Source organism: Pseudomonas sp. GD04091 (genome assembly GCF_029836165.1).
Taxonomy (GTDB): domain Bacteria; phylum Pseudomonadota; class Gammaproteobacteria; order Pseudomonadales; family Pseudomonadaceae; genus Aquipseudomonas.
In genome coordinates this window covers 213,214-229,216 of sequence record NZ_JAOEBG010000001.1, presented here as the reverse complement: position 1 = coordinate 229,216, position 16,003 = coordinate 213,214, and the positions used below count along the sequence as shown (strand labels likewise).

Annotated in this window: 13 protein-coding genes and 4 tRNA genes; 15 read left to right on the top strand and 2 right to left on the bottom strand. The window is 62.5% G+C overall.

Going from position 1 to position 16,003, the window contains the following annotated elements; translation table 11 throughout:
• Positions 1–51 precede the first annotated feature (51 nt).
• From aruF to astE, 6 genes are read left to right on the top strand one after another with little or no spacing between them, the layout of a single operon-like run.
• Entirely contained in the window at positions 52–1,071 is a 1,020-nt protein-coding gene (gene aruF, locus N7422_RS01040) for an arginine/ornithine succinyltransferase subunit alpha (protein WP_279804697.1), read from the top strand.
• Between the two features lie 55 nt (positions 1,072–1,126).
• Positions 1,127–2,155 (top strand): arginine N-succinyltransferase, encoded by a 1,029-nt coding sequence (astA, locus tag N7422_RS01035; protein WP_279804696.1) that lies wholly within the window; start codon positions 1,127–1,129, stop codon positions 2,153–2,155.
• Positions 2,156–3,619 (top strand): succinylglutamate-semialdehyde dehydrogenase, encoded by a 1,464-nt coding sequence (astD, locus tag N7422_RS01030; protein WP_279804695.1) that lies wholly within the window; start codon positions 2,156–2,158, stop codon positions 3,617–3,619.
• A gap of 23 nt (positions 3,620–3,642) precedes the next feature.
• Positions 3,643–4,992: an N-succinylarginine dihydrolase gene (astB, locus tag N7422_RS01025; RefSeq protein WP_279804694.1), complete on the top strand. Its 1,350-nt coding sequence runs from the start codon at positions 3,643–3,645 to the stop codon at positions 4,990–4,992.
• Between the two features lie 15 nt (positions 4,993–5,007).
• Positions 5,008–5,295 carry a topoisomerase II gene (locus N7422_RS01020; protein WP_134690889.1) on the top strand — a complete coding sequence of 96 codons (288 nt, stop codon included), beginning with the start codon at positions 5,008–5,010 and terminating at the stop codon, positions 5,293–5,295.
• 10 nt (positions 5,296–5,305) lie between these two features.
• Positions 5,306–6,313 carry a succinylglutamate desuccinylase gene (gene astE, locus N7422_RS01015; RefSeq protein WP_279804693.1) on the top strand — a complete coding sequence of 336 codons (1,008 nt, stop codon included), beginning with the start codon at positions 5,306–5,308 and terminating at the stop codon, positions 6,311–6,313.
• Between the two features lie 32 nt (positions 6,314–6,345).
• Here astE and N7422_RS01010 read toward each other — a convergent pair whose 3' ends face one another.
• Positions 6,346–7,857 (bottom strand): M91 family zinc metallopeptidase, encoded by a 1,512-nt coding sequence (locus N7422_RS01010; RefSeq protein WP_279804692.1) that lies wholly within the window; start codon positions 7,855–7,857, stop codon positions 6,346–6,348.
• On the opposite strand from N7422_RS01010, the gene alaS reads away from it, so the two are divergent.
• The 8 genes from alaS (at position 7,801) to mgtE (ending at position 14,580) form a co-directional block, all read left to right on the top strand.
• A complete protein-coding gene (alaS, locus tag N7422_RS01005) occupies positions 7,801–10,425 on the top strand; it encodes an alanine--tRNA ligase (RefSeq protein WP_279804691.1) in 2,625 nt (874 codons plus the stop codon). The genes N7422_RS01010 and alaS overlap by 57 nt on opposite strands.
• An 83-nt stretch (positions 10,426–10,508) precedes the next feature.
• Positions 10,509–11,744: an aspartate kinase gene (locus N7422_RS01000; protein WP_279804689.1), complete on the top strand. Its 1,236-nt coding sequence runs from the start codon at positions 10,509–10,511 to the stop codon at positions 11,742–11,744.
• A 169-nt stretch (positions 11,745–11,913) separates the two neighbouring features.
• Positions 11,914–12,102, top strand: coding sequence for a carbon storage regulator CsrA (gene csrA / locus N7422_RS00995; RefSeq protein ID WP_003254503.1), 189 nt, complete (start codon positions 11,914–11,916; stop codon positions 12,100–12,102).
• Positions 12,103–12,174: 72 nt separating this feature from the next.
• A tRNA-Ser gene (locus N7422_RS00990) sits at positions 12,175–12,265 on the top strand.
• A gap of 105 nt (positions 12,266–12,370) precedes the next feature.
• Positions 12,371–12,447, top strand: a tRNA-Arg gene (locus tag N7422_RS00985).
• A 70-nt stretch (positions 12,448–12,517) separates the two neighbouring features.
• Positions 12,518–12,594 (top strand) — tRNA-Arg (locus N7422_RS00980).
• Between the two features lie 72 nt (positions 12,595–12,666).
• Positions 12,667–12,743: transfer RNA gene (locus N7422_RS00975), tRNA-Arg, on the top strand.
• A 394-nt stretch (positions 12,744–13,137) separates the two neighbouring features.
• Positions 13,138–14,580, top strand: coding sequence for a magnesium transporter (gene mgtE / locus N7422_RS00970; protein WP_279804687.1), 1,443 nt, complete (start codon positions 13,138–13,140; stop codon positions 14,578–14,580).
• Between the two features lie 105 nt (positions 14,581–14,685).
• Here mgtE and N7422_RS00965 read toward each other — a convergent pair whose 3' ends face one another.
• Positions 14,686–15,012 (bottom strand): Arc family DNA-binding protein, encoded by a 327-nt coding sequence (locus tag N7422_RS00965; protein WP_003254499.1) that lies wholly within the window; start codon positions 15,010–15,012, stop codon positions 14,686–14,688.
• A gap of 346 nt (positions 15,013–15,358) precedes the next feature.
• Here N7422_RS00965 and phnN point away from each other — a divergent pair, with 346 nt between their 5' ends.
• Positions 15,359–15,961, top strand: coding sequence for a phosphonate metabolism protein/1,5-bisphosphokinase (PRPP-forming) PhnN (phnN, locus tag N7422_RS00960; protein ID WP_279804686.1), 603 nt, complete (start codon positions 15,359–15,361; stop codon positions 15,959–15,961).
• Positions 15,962–16,003: the final 42 nt, after the last annotated feature.

Genomic DNA, 16,003 nt, shown 5'->3' with positions numbered 1-16,003 from the left:
CGTTTTTCCGTGCCGATGTGATCGGCGCGCTATCCCGAAAGGAGTGACACCATGCTGGTGATGCGCCCCGCGCAAATGGCGGATCTGAACGAAGTGCAGCGCATGGCTGCCGACAGCCCCATTGGTGTCACCTCGCTGCCGGACGATACCGGCCGCCTGGGCGACAAGATCGCCGCCTCGGAGACCTCCTTCGCCGCCGAGGTCAGCTTCAATGGCGAGGAGAGCTACTTCTTCGTGCTCGAGGACAGCGAGACCGGCAAGCTGGCGGGCTGCTCGGCCATCGTCGCGTCGGCCGGCTATTCCGAGCCGTTCTACAGCTTTCGCAACGAGACCTTCGTGCACGCCTCGCGCGAGCTGAAGATCCACAACAAGATCCATGTCCTGTCGCTGTGCCACGACCTCACCGGCAACAGCCTGCTGACCAGCTTCTATGTGCTGCCGGAACTGGTGGGCAGCGGCTGGGCCGAGCTCAATTCCCGCGGCCGCCTGCTGTTCATGGCTGCGCATCCGGAGCGCTTCGCCGACTCGGTGGTGACCGAAATCGTCGGCTACAGCGACGAGCAGGGCGAGTCGCCGTTCTGGGACGCCATCGGCCGCAACTTCTTCGACCTCAACTACGCCGACGCCGAGCGCCTGTGCGGCCTGAAGAGCCGCACCTTCCTCGCCGAGCTGATGCCGCACTACCCGATCTATGTGCCGCTGCTGGCCGACGAGGCGCAGGAAGCCATGGGCCAGGTGCACCCGCGCGCGCAGATCACCTTCGACATCCTCATGCGCGAAGGCTTCGAGACCGAGCACTACATCGACATCTTCGATGGCGGTCCGACCCTGCATGCCCGCGCCTCGGGCATCCGCTCCATCGCCCAGAGCCGCGTGGTGCCGGTCAAACTCGACGACGCGCCGGTCAAGGGTGGGCGCCCCTACCTGGTGTGCAACGGTCAGTTGCAGGATTACCGCGCGGTGCTGCTGGAGCTGGACTGGGTGCCGGGCAAACCGGTCAGCCTGAACAGCGAAGCCGCCGAGGCCCTGGGTGTCGGCGAGGGCGCCAGCGTTCGCCTGGTCGCGGTCTGAGACGCCGCAACAGAGAGTTTCGCGGCGGGCACAGACCGCCGCACAAGGAGATAGCATGATCGTTCGTCCTGTACGCAGCAGCGATTTACCCGCGCTGATCGAGTTGGCCCGCAGTACCGGCACCACCGGGCTGACCACGCTTCCCGCCAACGAGGAGCGCCTCGGCCACCGTGTCGGCTGGGCCGAGAAGAGCTTTTGCGGCGAAGCCGAGCGCGGCGACACCGACTACCTGTTCGTGCTGGAGAACGACGAAGGCCTGGTGGTCGGCATCAGCGCCATCGCCGGCGCCGTCGGCCTGCGCGAGCCCTGGTACAACTACCGGGTCGGCCTGACCGTCAGCGCCTCCCAGGAGCTGAACATCTATCGCGAGATCCCCACGCTGTTCCTGGCCAACGACCTGACCGGCAACTCCGAGCTGTGTTCGTTGTTCCTGCGCAGCGACCACCGCAGTGGCCTCAACGGTCGCCTGCTGTCCAGGGCGCGCATGCTGTTCATCGCCGAGTTCCCCGAGCTGTTCGGCAACAAGATCATCGCCGAGATGCGCGGCATGTCCGACGAGCAGGGACGTTCGCCGTTCTGGGAGAGCCTGGGTCGGCACTTCTTCAAGATGGAGTTCAGCCAGGCCGACTACCTGACCGGCGTGGGCAACAAGTCGTTCATCGCCGAGCTGATGCCCAAGTTCCCGCTGTACACCTGCTTCCTGTCGGAGGCCGCGCGCAATGTCATCGGTCGCGTGCACACCGACACCGAGCCCGCGCTGGCCATGCTCAAGCGCGAGGGCTTCAGCTACCAAGGCTACGTCGACATCTTCGACGCCGGCCCGGCCATCGAATGCGAGACCTCGAAGATCCGCGCCGTGCGCGACAGCCAGACACTGGTGCTGGCGGTGGGCACGCCGGGCGACGACGCCACCCCTTACATCATCCATAACCGCAAGCGTGAAGACTGCCGCATCACCGCGGCGCCCGCGCGCCTGGCGGCGGGTACCCTGGTGGTTGACCCGCAGACCGCCAAGCGCCTGCGTCTTGGCGCTGGCGACAACGTGCGCGCGGTGCCGCTGTCCGCCGCTCGGGAGGCTCAGTAAATGACCACACATTACATCGCAGGCCAATGGCTGGCTGGCCAGGGGGAATCCCTGCAATCGCTCAACCCCGTCACCCAGGCCGTGGTCTGGGAGGGGCAGGGGGCCGATGCCACTCAGGTCGAGGACGCCGTGCAGGCCGCTCGCCAGGCGTTTGCGGGCTGGGCGTCGTTGAGCCTGGAGGCGCGCATCGATGTGCTGGAGAAGTTCGCCGAGCAGCTGAAACGCCACGCCGAAGCGTTGGCCCACTGCATTGGCGAGGAAACCGGCAAGCCGCTGTGGGAGTCGGCCACCGAAGTCACCAGCATGATCAACAAGGTGGCGATCTCGGTGCAGAGCTACCGTGAGCGCACCGGCGAGAAGAGCGGCCCACTGGCCGACGCCACCGCCGTGCTGCGCCACAAGCCCCACGGCGTGGTGGCGGTGTTCGGTCCGTACAACTTCCCGGGCCACCTGCCCAACGGGCATATCGTGCCGGCGCTGCTGGCGGGCAACTGCGTGGTGTTCAAGCCCAGCGAGCTGACGCCGAAGGTCGCCGAGCTGACGGTCAACTGCTGGATTGCCGCTGGCCTTCCGGCCGGTGTGCTCAACCTGGTCCAGGGGGCGCGTGAAACCGGCGTTGCGCTGGCTGCCAACCCAGGCATCGACGGGCTGTTCTTCACCGGTTCCAGTCGTACCGGCAACCTGCTGCACCAGCAGTTCGCCGGGCGTCCCGACAAGATCCTGGCGCTGGAGATGGGCGGCAACAATCCGCTGCTGGTGGACGAGGTCAAGGACCTGGATGCGGCGGTCTACACCATCATCCAGTCGGCCTTCATCTCCGCCGGCCAGCGTTGCACCTGCGCTCGCCGTCTGTTGGTGCCGCAAGGCGCCTGGGGCGATTCGCTGATCCGGCGTCTGGTCGAGGTCAGCCGTGGCATCAGCGTCGGCGCTTTCGACCAGACGCCCGCGCCATTCATGGGTTCGGTGATCTCGTTGCAGGCTGCCCACGCGTTGCTGGCCGCCCAGGCCGACCTGCTTGGCAAGGGGGCCGTGGCGTTGCTGGAAATGACCCAGCCGCAGGTCGACGCGGCCTTGCTTACCCCAGGGGTCGTCGATGTCACCGCCGTGGCCGAGCGCCCGGACGAGGAATTCTTCGGCCCGCTGCTGCAAGTGATTCGCTACGCCGATTTCGACGCGGCGATCGAGGAGGCCAACAACACCCAGTACGGTCTGGCCGCCGGGCTGCTGTCGGATTCCAACGCCCGTTATCAGCACTTCTGGCTGCGCAGCCGCGCCGGCATCGTCAACTGGAACAAGCAGTTGACCGGCGCCGCCAGCAGCGCGCCGTTCGGCGGCGTTGGCGCCAGTGGCAACCATCGCGCCAGTGCCTACTATGCGGCCGACTACTGCGCCTATCCCGTGGCTTCGCTGGAGACCGCGAGCCTTGCACTGCCGGCGACCCTGACGCCGGGCGTCACCTTATAACAACAGGTCTCGGAGCCTAGCCGATGAAATCCTATGAAGTGAATTTTGATGGCCTGGTGGGGCCGACCCACAACTACGGCGGCCTGTCCTACGGCAACGTGGCCTCGCAAAGCAACAGTCAGCAGGGTTCCAACCCGCGCGAGGCGGCGCGCCAGGGCCTGGCCAAGATGAAGGCGCTGATGGAGATGGGCTTCCAGCAGGGCGTGCTGGCGCCGCAGGAGCGTCCGGATGTCGCCGCGCTGCGTCGCCTGGGCTTCACCGGTAGCGATGCCGAGGTGATCCGCCGCGCCGCGAAAGAAGCGATGCCGCTGCTGGTGGCCAGTTGCTCGGCGTCGAGCATGTGGGTGGCCAACGCCGCCACTGTCAGCCCGAGCGCCGACACTGCGGATGGTCGAGTGCATTTCACCGCGGCCAATCTCAATTGCAAGTACCACCGCAGCATCGAGCATCCGACCACCAGCCGTGTGCTGGGCGCCATGTTCAACGACGACAGGTATTTCGCCCACCATGAAGCGCTGCCCGCCGTGGCGCAGTTCGGTGACGAAGGTGCGGCCAACCACACGCGTTTCTGCCGTGCCTACGGCGACGCGGGCGTGGAGTTCTTCGTCTACGGGCGCAGTGCGTTCGACAGCCGCTACCCCGCCCCGCAGAAGTATCCGGCGCGCCAGACGCTGGAGGCCTCGCAGGCCGTAGCCCGGCTGCATGGCCTGAGCGATGGTGGCGTGGTCTACGCTCAACAGAACCCGGCGGTGATCGACCAGGGCGTGTTCCACAACGATGTGATCTCGGTGGGCAACGGCGAGGTGCTGTTCTATCACGAGGACGCCTTCCTCGAGACCGACACGGTGCTCGGCCAGCTGCAGGCTAAACTGGCCAGCAAGGGCGGCAACTTCCAGGGCATCTGTGTACCGCGCTCGGCGGTGACGGTGGAGGACGCGGTGCGCTCCTACCTGTTCAACAGCCAGTTGCTCAGCCGTGAGGACGGTTCGATGCTGCTGGTGGTGCCCGAAGAGTGCCGCAACAACGAGCGTGTCTGGGCATACCTGGGGCAGTTGACCAGCCAGGGCGGCCCGGTGAAGGATGTCAAGGTATTCGACCTCAAGCAGAGCATGCAGAACGGCGGTGGCCCGGCTTGCCTGCGCTTGCGCGTGGCGCTGAAGGAATCGGAACTGGCGGCGGTCAACCAAGGCGTTATCATGACCGCCCCGCTGTACGACACTCTGGTGCAATGGGTCGACAAGCACTATCGCGATCGCCTCGGCGAGGCGGACCTGGCCGACCCGCAGTTGCTGACCGAGTGCCGCACGGCCCTGGATGAGCTGACCCAGATCCTGAAACTGGGTTCGGTGTACCCGTTCCAACGCCAACCTTGATAGAGAGAAATTGCAATGTCCGACGCCCTGCGCCTGATCCTGGAAGATGAAGACGGCACCCAGCTGGAAACCTCCTGCACCCGCTTTGCGGTGGTCTGGCAAGGCAAGGAGGTATGGATCCAGCAGGATGGCCGTGGCCAGTTGCTGATCGGCGTCGATGTCGAGGAAGACGACACCGAATACGCCAATCTGCTGCTGCGCCCGATGGCCACCAACCTGGTCAGCCTGCAGCTGGAGATGGAGCCAGCGGATGCGGGTGACGATGACCACGTCCACGGCCCGGACTGCGGCCACCACCACTAAGGAAGCGCCTATGCTCGCCCTTGGCAAACTGCTTGAGCTGACCCTGGCCGATCACGAACCGGCCGAGAAGACCCAAGTGACAACCGCAGGTGTGCGTCTGCGCTGGCTGGGCGAGGGTGCGCTGGAGGTGCGTCCGCCCGAAGGCGAGGATTGTGGGCTCGACCTGCTGCTGTCGGCCGGTATCCATGGCAATGAAACCGCGCCGATCGAGCTGCTGGAAAGGCTGTTGCATGGTGTGGCCAACGGCAAGATCAAGCCGCGTGCCCGGGTGCTGTTTCTGTTCGGCAACCCGGCGGCCATCCGCAAGGGTGAGCGCTTCATCGAGCAGGACATCAACCGCCTGTTCAATGGCCGTCATGAGCTTTCCAGTGGTTTCGAGGCGCTGCGTGCCGCGGAGCTCGAGCAGTTCGCCCGGGTATTCTTCAGCAAGCCCGAGCGCACCCGCCTGCATTACGACCTGCACACCGCCATTCGCGGATCCAAGATCGAGCAGTTTGCGCTGTATCCCTTCAAGGAGGGGCGCCAGCACTCGCGTCGTGAGCTGGCCCGTCTCGCGGCGGCCGGCATGGAGGCGGTGCTGCTGCAGAGCAAGTCGTCGATCACCTTCAGCGCCTTCACCTACGAACAGCTCGATGCCGAGGCGTTCACCCTGGAGCTGGGCAAGGCGCGCCCCTTCGGGCAGAACGAAGAGGTCAATCTCGACAGGCTCGAAAAGCGCCTGATTCAGCTTGTCGAAGGCACCGAGCCCGAGACCGAGGAGAGCCTGGACGGGCTCAAGCTGTTCAGCGTTTCGCGCGAGATCATTAAGCACAGCGACAGTTTCCACCTGCACCTGCCGGCGGATATCGAGAACTTCTCCGAGTTGAGCAAGGGCTACCTGCTGGCCGAGGACCTCGCCGAGACGCGCTGGGTCGTCGAGGAGGAGGGCGCGCGGATCATCTTCCCCAACCCCAAGGTGAAGAACGGGCTCCGGGCGGGGATACTCATCGTGCCGGATGCAGGGCAGAAGCTAGCCTGAGTGACCGGCTCCGGCCCCGCGTTCTGTCATCCTTAATAGACATTGCGACGGGGCAGGCCCAATTCGCGACGCAATGCATTCTCGTTGAACGGGTCTGGGTTGGTGTTGGTGGGGGGCGTGTTCGGGTCGCCGTCGAAATCGAAGCTGTCCGGGGTAGGCAGGCCTGTCACCTGGTTTTCATGTTCCGGCAGAACCGTGCCATTGACGCTGTTCCACGCGTGGCATAGCTCGTGATAGAGGATGACCACTGCGGGAGTATCGGTTTTTTGCGCAAGTGGGTTGAATCCTATGCGGCCTTCGAGCACTTTGTCCCCGCGCTGCGCATTGCGGATGTGAGGGTTGCCCTGTGATGGCTCGCCTCTGAAGTTGCCGTTGTCCAGCTCGGGGATGTTCTCGATGGTGATGCGGGCATTGCTGGCGTCCAGGCTCTCCAGCATGGTGCGGCCGGTGGTGGTGGCTACCAGCAAGGCGAGGTTGAAGGCCACCAGCTCACGATATGAATCGTCACCGATCATCAGGATGGACTGGTAGCCCGGATGGGCGTGCACAGGGGAAGATGGTCCTGCGTTTGGTGAGTTGGATTTGATCCGGGTTTGCCGATTGCTGTAGACATGGTCTCGGTCGGGTGCGCACTCGACATGGTTGCTGCCGATCGTCGCGTCTATGACCGACGTGCCCAATGCCTTGATGGTATCGTTCCCCGTTCCCGTGAAGATCGTGGCGTGCTGCATGTCGGCGATGAGTACGTCATTGCCTGCGCCTCCATAGAGTGTCGCCTGGCCTACGCCGGTGAGGTCCACATGGTCGTCTCCAGCGCCCGCGTTGACGACCATGTTGCCTGGCTGGGCCGAGTGGCCCTGGATGGTGTCGTTGCCTGCTCCCGTCTCGATGACCACCAGACCGTCATGTTCGGAGAGGATCACGACGTTATCGTCGCCATCGCCAGTGATGATGTGCAGGGCATCATGTTTGTCCATCTCTACGTAGTACCAGGCGCCGGCCGTTGCCAGATGCATGCCGTCCAGACCGCGCCGGACGCGCATCTTCACACCCGCCTGCTTCGCGGTACCGCGCAATATCGTGCCTTTGGCGGTCGCCGAGGCGGGCACGACCTCCAAGAGCAAATTTGCGTCGTGGTGGGGCAGGGCGTGGATTTCGTGCAAGGTGTTCGGGGAGGTGCCCTTGAGCACCTGTTTCGGGATTTGCATGTTCGCTCCGAAGGTTGGATTTGTCCTGAGCATTTTCGGATCGACATCGCAGGCGTTGTGGTATTTAAAGCAATCCTGCGGCGCGGCGCGGGGAGTTGTCCCGAGGCGGGTAACTGTATAGCCTGCGCCCATGACCACTGAGTTGAAGGTCATTTCATCCCATTTGACCGTTTCTCTCCCATAAACACACTGCATCCGCCGTTCAGGCTGGATATAATGGCGCCCTTTGCCGTCGTTTCGTCGATTCGACGTGTGGCCGCCGTTTCCGTGGAAGAACCTATGAAAAGCGCAGAAATCCGTGAAGCCTTCCTCCGCTTCTTCGAAGAGCAGGGACATACTCGCGTTGCCTCCAGCTCCCTGATCCCGGGCAATGACCCGACCCTGCTGTTCACCAACGCCGGCATGAACCAGTTCAAGGACTGCTTCCTCGGCCAGGAAAAACGCGCGTACACCCGCGCGGTCAGCAGCCAGAAGTGCGTCCGCGCCGGTGGCAAGCACAACGACCTGGAAAACGTCGGCTACACCGCGCGTCACCACACCTTCTTCGAAATGCTGGGCAACTTCAGCTTCGGCGACTATTTCAAGCGCGACGCGATCACCTTCGCCTGGAACTTCCTGACCTCGGACAAATGGCTGAACCTGCCCAAAGAGAAGCTGTGGGTCACCGTCTACGCCAGCGACGACGAAGCCTACGATATCTGGACCAAGGAAGTCGGCGTGCCGGCCGAGCGCATGGTACGCATCGGTGACAACAAGGGCGCCCCGTACGCCTCCGACAACTTCTGGACCATGGGCGACACCGGTCCGTGCGGCCCGTGCACCGAGATCTTCTACGACCACGGCCCGGACATCTGGGGCGGCCCGCCCGGCTCGCCGGAAGAAGACGGTGACCGTTACATCGAGATCTGGAACAACGTCTTCATGCAGTTCAACCGCACCGCCGACGGCGTCCTGCATCCGCTGCCGGCCCCGTCGGTGGACACCGGCATGGGCCTGGAGCGCATCAGCGCGGTGATGCAGCATGTGCACTCGAACTACGAGATCGACCTGTTCAAGAGCCTGCTGGCCGCCGCCGCCCAAGCCATTGGCTGCGGCAACGACGACCAGCCGTCGCTGAAAGTGGTTGCCGACCACATTCGTTCCTGCGGCTTCCTGATCGCCGACGGCGTGCTGCCTTCGAACGAAGGTCGCGGCTATGTGCTGCGCCGCATCATTCGTCGCGCCTGCCGCCATGGCAACAAGCTGGGCGCCAAAGGCAGCTTCTTCCACAAGATCGTCGCCGCGCTGGTCGCCGAGATGGGCGAGGCCTTCCCTGAACTGAAGAGCCAGCAGGCGCACATCGAGCGCGTGCTCAAGACCGAGGAAGAGCAGTTCGCCAAGACCCTCGAGCAGGGCCTGCGCATCCTCGAGCAGGACCTGGCGCAGCTGCAGGGCAAGGTCGTCCCGGGCGACGTGGTGTTCAAGCTGTACGACACCTACGGTTTCCCCATGGACCTGACCGCCGACATCGCCCGCGAGCGCGAGCTGACCATCGATGAAGCCGGCTTCGAGCGCGAGATGGAGGCCCAGCGCGAGCGTGCCCGTTCCGCCAGCGCCTTCGGCATGGACTACAACAGCCTGGTCAAGGTCGACACCGCCACCGACTTCCTCGGTTACGAGGCCACCGAAGGGCAGGGCAAGGTCATCGCGCTGTACAAGGACGGCCAGGCGGTCGATCAGCTGGGTGAAGGCGAAGCGGGCGTCGTGGTGCTCGACCGCACCCCGTTCTACGCCGAGTCCGGTGGCCAGGTCGGCGATACCGGCTACCTGCAGGCCGGCGCCGTGCGCTTCGATGTGCGTGACACCACCAAGACCGGCGGCGCCTTCCTGCACCACGGTATGGTCGCCAGTGGCGCGCTGATCGTTGGTACGCCGGTCGAAGCCCGCGTGGACGCCGAAGTGCAGCACGCGACGTCGCTGAATCACTCCGCCACCCACCTGCTGCACGAAGCGCTGCGTCAGGTGCTGGGCGAGCACGTTCAGCAGAAGGGCTCGTTGGTGGACAGCCAGCGCCTGCGCTTCGACTTCAGCCACTTCGAGGCGGTGACCCCGGAGCAGATCAAGGCCCTGGAAGACATCGTCAACCGTGAAGTGCGCAAGAACACGCCGGTTGAAACCGAGCTGACCGATATCGAAACCGCCAAGGCCAAAGGCGCCATGGCGCTGTTCGGTGAGAAGTATGGCGACACCGTGCGTGTGCTGAGCATGGGCGGCGACTTCTCCGTCGAGCTGTGCGGTGGCATCCACGCCAAGCGTACCGGTGACATCAGCCTGTTCAAGATCATCAGCGAAGGCGGCGTGGCCTCGGGCGTGCGCCGTATCGAAGCGATCACCGGCGCCGCCGCGCTGGCCTACCTGAACACTGCCGAAGCGCAGGTCAAGGAAGCCGCGCAGCTGGTCAAGGGCAATCGCGACAACCTGATCGACAAGCTGTCGGCTGTGCTCGAGCGCAACCGTCAGCTGGAAAAGCAGCTGGAACAGCTGCAGGCCAAGGCCGCCAGCGCCGCAGGGGACGATCTCTCCAATGCGGCCGTTGAGGTCAAGGGTGCCAAGGTCCTCGCCGCCCGCCTGGATGGGCAGGATGGCAAGGCCCTGCTGGCACTCGTCGATCAGCTGAAGAACAAGCTCGGCCACGCGGTGATCCTGCTGGGCAGCGAGCATGAGGGCAAGGTCGTGCTGGTGGCTGGCGTGACCAAGGACCTCTCCGGCCAACTCAAGGCTGGCGATCTGATGAAGCAAGCCGCTGCGGCGGTGGGTGGCAAGGGCGGTGGCCGCCCGGACATGGCCCAGGGTGGTGGCGTCGACGTCGCCGCGCTGGACAAGGCCCTGGCCCTGGCCGTGCCGTTCGCCGAGCAGGGACTTTGAGATGAAACGGCCGGCGGTCTAGTCGCCGGCCGTTTCATGTTGGATTGTTTTTTGGGGCCCTTGAGGGCTGAGGCACCTTTGAAATGGCGTTGATCGTACAGAAATTTGGCGGCACCTCTGTCGGTTCCATCGAGCGGATCGAGCAGGTTGCCGACAAGGTCAAGAAATTCCGCGAGCAAGGCACCGACCTGGTGGTGGTGCTGTCGGCGATGAGCGGGGAAACCAATCGCCTGATCGACCTGGCGAAGCAGATCACCGACAAGCCGGAACCACGCGAACTGGATGTGATCGTGTCGACCGGCGAGCAGGTCACCATCGCCCTGCTGTCCATGGCCCTGATGAAGCGTGGCGTGCCGGCGGTGTCCTACACCGGCAACCAGGTGCGCATCCTCACCGATAGCGCGCACAACAAGGCGCGCATCCTGCAGATCGACGACCAGAAGATCCGCGCCGACCTCAAGGCCGGCCGTGTCGTGGTGGTCGCCGGTTTCCAGGGCGTCGACGAGCACGGCAACATCACCACGCTCGGTCGCGGCGGCTCCGACACCACCGGTGTGGCCCTGGCTGCGGCTCTGAAAGCCGATGAGTGTCAGATCTACACCGATGTCGATGGTGTCTACACCACTGACCCGCGTGTCGTACCCCAGGCCCAGCGCCTGGAAAAGATCACCTTCGAGGAGATGCTGGAAATGGCCAGCCTCGGCTCCAAGGTGCTGCAGATCCGCTCGGTGGAGTTTGCCGGCAAGTACAATGTCCCGCTGCGCGTGCTGCACAGCTTCAAGGAGGGTCCGGGTACCCTCATTACCATCGATGAAGAGGAATCCATGGAACAGCCGATCATTTCCGGTATCGCCTTCAACCGTGATGAGGCCAAGCTGACCATTCGTGGCGTCCCGGATACCCCAGGCGTCGCCTTCAAGATCCTCGGCCCGATCAGCGCCGCGAACATCGAAGTCGACATGATCGTGCAGAACGTCTCGCACGATAACACCACCGATTTCACCTTCACCGTTCACCGCAACGAGTACGAGAAGGCCCTGAGCGTGCTGGAGAGCACCGCCCGCGAAATCGGCGCGCGTGAAGTGATCGGCGACACCAAGATCGCCAAGGTGTCGATCGTCGGCGTCGGTATGCGCTCCCACGCGGGCGTTGCCAGCCGCATGTTCGAAGCACTGGCCAAGGAGAGCATCAACATCCAGATGATCTCCACCTCCGAGATCAAGGTTTCGGTGGTGATCGAAGAGAAGTACCTGGAGCTTGCCGTTCGCGCGTTGCATACCGCGTTCGAGCTCGACGCTCCCGCCCGACAGGGTGAGTGACACGCTGCCTGGAGGGGCGCGGCTTGCCGCGCCCTTCGTGTTTCTGGCTGCTGGGGGCGCCCCTGTCCAGGTGGCCCCTGGTGGTTGATCCACGCCTGTGCCGTCGTCCCCGGCCAGGTTCTGCTTATCAAAGACTGTTGTCCCTGAAGATTCGTGTGAGGAGAAAATTATGCTGATTCTGACTCGTCGGTGCGCCGAGAGCCTGATCATTGGTGACGGTGAGATCACCGTGACGGTTCTGGGTGTCAAAGGCAACCAGGTGCGTATTGGCGTGAGCGCGCCGAAGGAAGTGGCCGTACACCGCGAGGAAATCTACCTGCGGATCAAGAAAGAGAAGGACGAGGAGCCAAGCCTTTAATTTTTTTGAAGTTTTTTTCAAAAAAAGGGTTGCAAACGAGGAAGGGTGTGTTTAATATTCGCCTCGTGTTGCGGTGAGGTGGCCGAGTGGCCGAAGGCGCTCCCCTGCTAAGGGAGTATACCTCATAAGGGTATCGGGGGTTCGAATCCCCCCTTCACCGCCATTATTCGCTTAGGGCGCTGTAAACGGTAAGAACGCTAAGTAGTTGATTTTAAACGAAAAGTTCTTGCAAAAATGTTTCAGCGGCCTATAATGCGCGGCAAGACACGGACTCATAGCTCAGCTGGATAGAGTACTCGGCTACGAACCGAGCGGTCGGAGGTTCGAATCCTCCTGAGTCCGCCACTTTTGAAGTGGCTTTGTATGCAAGGCTGCTTCAAACAACCAGTGGTAATCTGGTCTAAAACTACCCCACGGACTCATAGCTCAGCTGGATAGAGTACTCGGCTACGAACCGAGCGGTCGGAGGTTCGAATCCTCCTGAGTCCGCCACTTCTGAAGTGGTTTTGCTTGCAAGGCTGCTTCAAGCAACCAGTGGTAATCTGGTCTAAAACTACCAACTACGGACTCATAGCTCAGCTGGATAGAGTACTCGGCTACGAACCGAGCGGTCGGAGGTTCGAATCCTCCTGAGTCCGCCACATCCGAAAAGCCCGCTTATATAAGCGGGCTTTTTCTTTTCCCGGATTTTTATGAGTCCCACTCCACTGATTTGTCAGTGACCCCGGCTAGACTCAAATTTATCAAGCGATCCTGAACATTCCATTTGTGCCATGTGCTTTTCAGGGCCGCTGCGCCGTCGCACTGTTGGCTTCGAGCGTTGTCATAGCTTTATCGCGCAAACGATTGTTCTGGCCAAAAATTTAAGCGATCAGACAGCTAACTCAGTGTATGATTGCGCCCGTCAGCCCCGCCGGGGCTTGTGGAATCCCACCATGGACTTACCCAGTAGTTACTCGCTAACAAGCTTCATACAGCCAGATCTGACTGATTGATTCTCCCGGCGTGCTCCGCTGCTGGGAGTGGAGTTCGCCTATGACCGAAATCGAAGTAAAGAAAGCCCAAGAGAGCCTGCAGGATCGCCTCGCGCAGGTGATCGAACTGCTGCAGCGCCAGCGGGTGGTCGAAGACCTGACGCACCGTCAGGAAGGTCACCACCACGACCTGGTGGAAAATCTCGTCCACCGCCAGAACCTTGTCGAGCTGCAGCGCAAGCTTGACGATCTGCACCCCGCCGACATCGCCTATATCCTCGAAGCCTTGCCCCTGGACGACCGCCTGACGGTCTGGCAGCTGGTGCGCTCCGACCGTGACGGCGACATTCTGCTCGAAGTGTCCGATGCCGTGCGCCAGACCCTGATCGCCGACATGGACGATCACGAGTTGCTGGCGGCCGCCAAGGAGATGGACGCCGACGAGCTCGCCGACCTGGCTCCGGAGCTTCCGCGAGACGTTGTCCACGAACTCATGGAAAGCCTCGATGCCCAGCAGCGCGAGCGCGTGCGTTCGGCCCTGAGCTATGACGAGGAGCAGGTCGGCGCGTTGATGGACTTCGAGATGGTGACCATCCGCGAAGACGTCAGCCTGGAAGTGGTGTTGCGTTACCTGCGTCGGCTGAAGGAGCTGCCAGGGCACACCGACAAACTGTTCGTGGTCGATTACGACGGGATTCTCAAGGGTGTGCTGCCGATCAAGCGTCTGCTGGTCAACGACCCGGAAAAGAAAGTCGCGGAGGTCATGGCCAATGACCCGGTGACTTTCCATCCCGAGGAAGATGCCTACGACGCCGCCCAGGCATTCGAGCGCTACGACCTGGTTTCCGCGCCGGTGGTCGACAAGAGCGAGCGCCTGATTGGCCGTCTGACCATCGACGAAATGGTCGACCTGATTCGTGAGGAGAGCGAAAGCGAAGTCCTCAACATGGCCGGTCTGCGTGAAGAGGAAGACATCTTCGCTTCGGTCTGGCGCTCGTTGCGCAACCGTTGGGCCTGGCTGGCCATCAACCTGATCACCGCATTCGTAGCATCGCGGGTGATCGGGCTGTTCGAAGGTTCCATCGAGAAGCTGGTGGCGCTGGCGGCGCTGATGCCGATCGTGGCTGGTATCGGGGGTAACTCGGGTAACCAGACCATCACCATGATCGTGCGCGCGATGGCGCTCGATCAGGTTTCGCCCGGCAATACCAGCCGGCTGATGCGCAAGGAGCTGGCAGTATCGCTGCTCAACGGTCTCATCTGGGGTGGGGTCATCGGTGTTGTGGCGTTCTGGCTCTATGGCAGTTGGTCGCTGGGCCTGGTGATGACGGCAGCCATGACCTTGAACCTGTTGCTCGCCGCCTTGATGGGGGTGCTGATCCCGATGACCCTGACGCGCCTGGGGCGCGATCCGGCCATGGGCTCCAGTGTGATGATCACCGCGGTCACGGACAGTGGCGGCTTCTTCATCTTCCTCGGCCTGGCCACGCTGTTCCTGCTGTAGCGGGCCGATACCTGCCTGCATTTACCGGAGCTGTTGCGCGGCCCCGGAGCACAAAAAAAGCCAGCTTGCGCTGGCTTTTTCGTGTGCGGTTGTCGCTTGCCTGGATCAGGACGCGTCGGCGGCCATTTCCACATCGTGAGCGATGAGGGCGACCAGTGCGTTCTGCTGGCGGTGGGACAGTTGGCGGAAGCGTTGCAGCAATTCGCGTTCGTGAAGGCTGAGCTCTGGGCTGTCCAGGCGCATGCTCAGCTCGTCGCCCAGCGCGCCTTCCTGGATAAGGCTCTGTTCCAGGCGTGCGATGATCTCGGAGTTCATGCTGCGGTGGTGGTTGCGCGCTACCTCGGCAATGCGCTCACGCATCCCGTCTGGCAGGCGGACGACAAACTTGTCAGCGGTGCGGCTCGAATAGATAGCCTGTTTCATTGGGCGCATATAAATTGACCGGTTGTTCTGGTTCAGGGGAAGCGGTTCTCAAATTGGCCGCACGGTGGAAGTACGACCGCGGCGACGACAAAATGTTCAACCGTGATGTGATTTTGGTTCTTCATCTTGCCTCATGGTCGCCGTTTCCTTGGCGTCAATTCTGTGACAAATAGTGATCTCGATAAAGGCTTTATGCCAGTACCAATTATCAGAAATGAGCACTGGTTTGAAAAGTTTCACATTCATCGAATCACGCCGGTGTCAGACCTTTGTCGTCAAAAAGCTGGTAAAAGGCGAAAAAGGCCAGGGAAAAGTCTAGAATGCGCTGGTTTCCCACATATTGAGCATAGTGGCTATGCAATATGACGCAAGCGTTGGGTCGGCCTCAAGGGGGCGCCTGATATTCCTCGTAGGACCGTCCGGGTCGGGAAAAGATTCCCTGATCGACGCCGCGCGTGAGCGATTGCGAGCCCATCGGGTTGAAATCGCTCGGCGAGTCATCACCCGCTCGCCCGAATCGAAAGGCGAGTCGGCGCATGGCGTGAGCCAGGAGCACTTCGACGAGCTGCGCAGCTCGGGGGCTTTCGCCTTGGACTGGCAGGCCAACGGCCTGTGCTATGGCATCCCGGCAGGCATCGAGGATTGGCTGGCGCAGGGGCGTTCGGTGCTGGTCAATGGCTCGCGTGGATACCTGGCGCAGGCACGCGCGCGCTATCCCGATCTACTGGCTGTGGGGTTGGTCGTTGATCAGCAGGCGCTGCGCCATCGATTGTTGGCGCGTGGTCGGGAAAGCCAGGACGAAATCGAGCAGCGATTGGCGCGCAACGGCAGGCTGCAGGTGTATGACGGCTCCGTCCGCGTGCTGGACAACTCGGGCGCGTTGACCGATGCGGTCGAAGCGTTCTTGGCACTGCTGGACAAGGAAGATGTGATCGATCTATCCGTGGAAAAAATCTGACGTGCAAATTGCCCGATTGAGGCATGACAAACGCCGGCATGC

Coding starts and splice junctions, on each gene's coding strand:
- aruF (WP_279804697.1), top strand. CDS start 52: ATGCTGGTGATGCGCCCCGCGCAAATGGCGGATCTGAACGAAGTGCAG.
- astA (WP_279804696.1), top strand. CDS start 1,127: ATGATCGTTCGTCCTGTACGCAGCAGCGATTTACCCGCGCTGATCGAG.
- astD (WP_279804695.1), top strand. CDS start 2,156: ATGACCACACATTACATCGCAGGCCAATGGCTGGCTGGCCAGGGGGAA.
- astB (WP_279804694.1), top strand. CDS start 3,643: ATGAAATCCTATGAAGTGAATTTTGATGGCCTGGTGGGGCCGACCCAC.
- N7422_RS01020 (WP_134690889.1), top strand. CDS start 5,008: ATGTCCGACGCCCTGCGCCTGATCCTGGAAGATGAAGACGGCACCCAG.
- astE (WP_279804693.1), top strand. CDS start 5,306: ATGCTCGCCCTTGGCAAACTGCTTGAGCTGACCCTGGCCGATCACGAA.
- alaS (WP_279804691.1), top strand. CDS start 7,801: ATGAAAAGCGCAGAAATCCGTGAAGCCTTCCTCCGCTTCTTCGAAGAG.
- N7422_RS01010 (WP_279804692.1), bottom strand. CDS start 7,857: ATGTCCCTGCTCTTCGAAGAAGCGGAGGAAGGCTTCACGGATTTCTGC.
- N7422_RS01000 (WP_279804689.1), top strand. CDS start 10,509: ATGGCGTTGATCGTACAGAAATTTGGCGGCACCTCTGTCGGTTCCATC.
- csrA (WP_003254503.1), top strand. CDS start 11,914: ATGCTGATTCTGACTCGTCGGTGCGCCGAGAGCCTGATCATTGGTGAC.
- mgtE (WP_279804687.1), top strand. CDS start 13,138: ATGACCGAAATCGAAGTAAAGAAAGCCCAAGAGAGCCTGCAGGATCGC.
- N7422_RS00965 (WP_003254499.1), bottom strand. CDS start 15,012: ATGCGCCCAATGAAACAGGCTATCTATTCGAGCCGCACCGCTGACAAG.
- phnN (WP_279804686.1), top strand. CDS start 15,359: ATGCAATATGACGCAAGCGTTGGGTCGGCCTCAAGGGGGCGCCTGATA.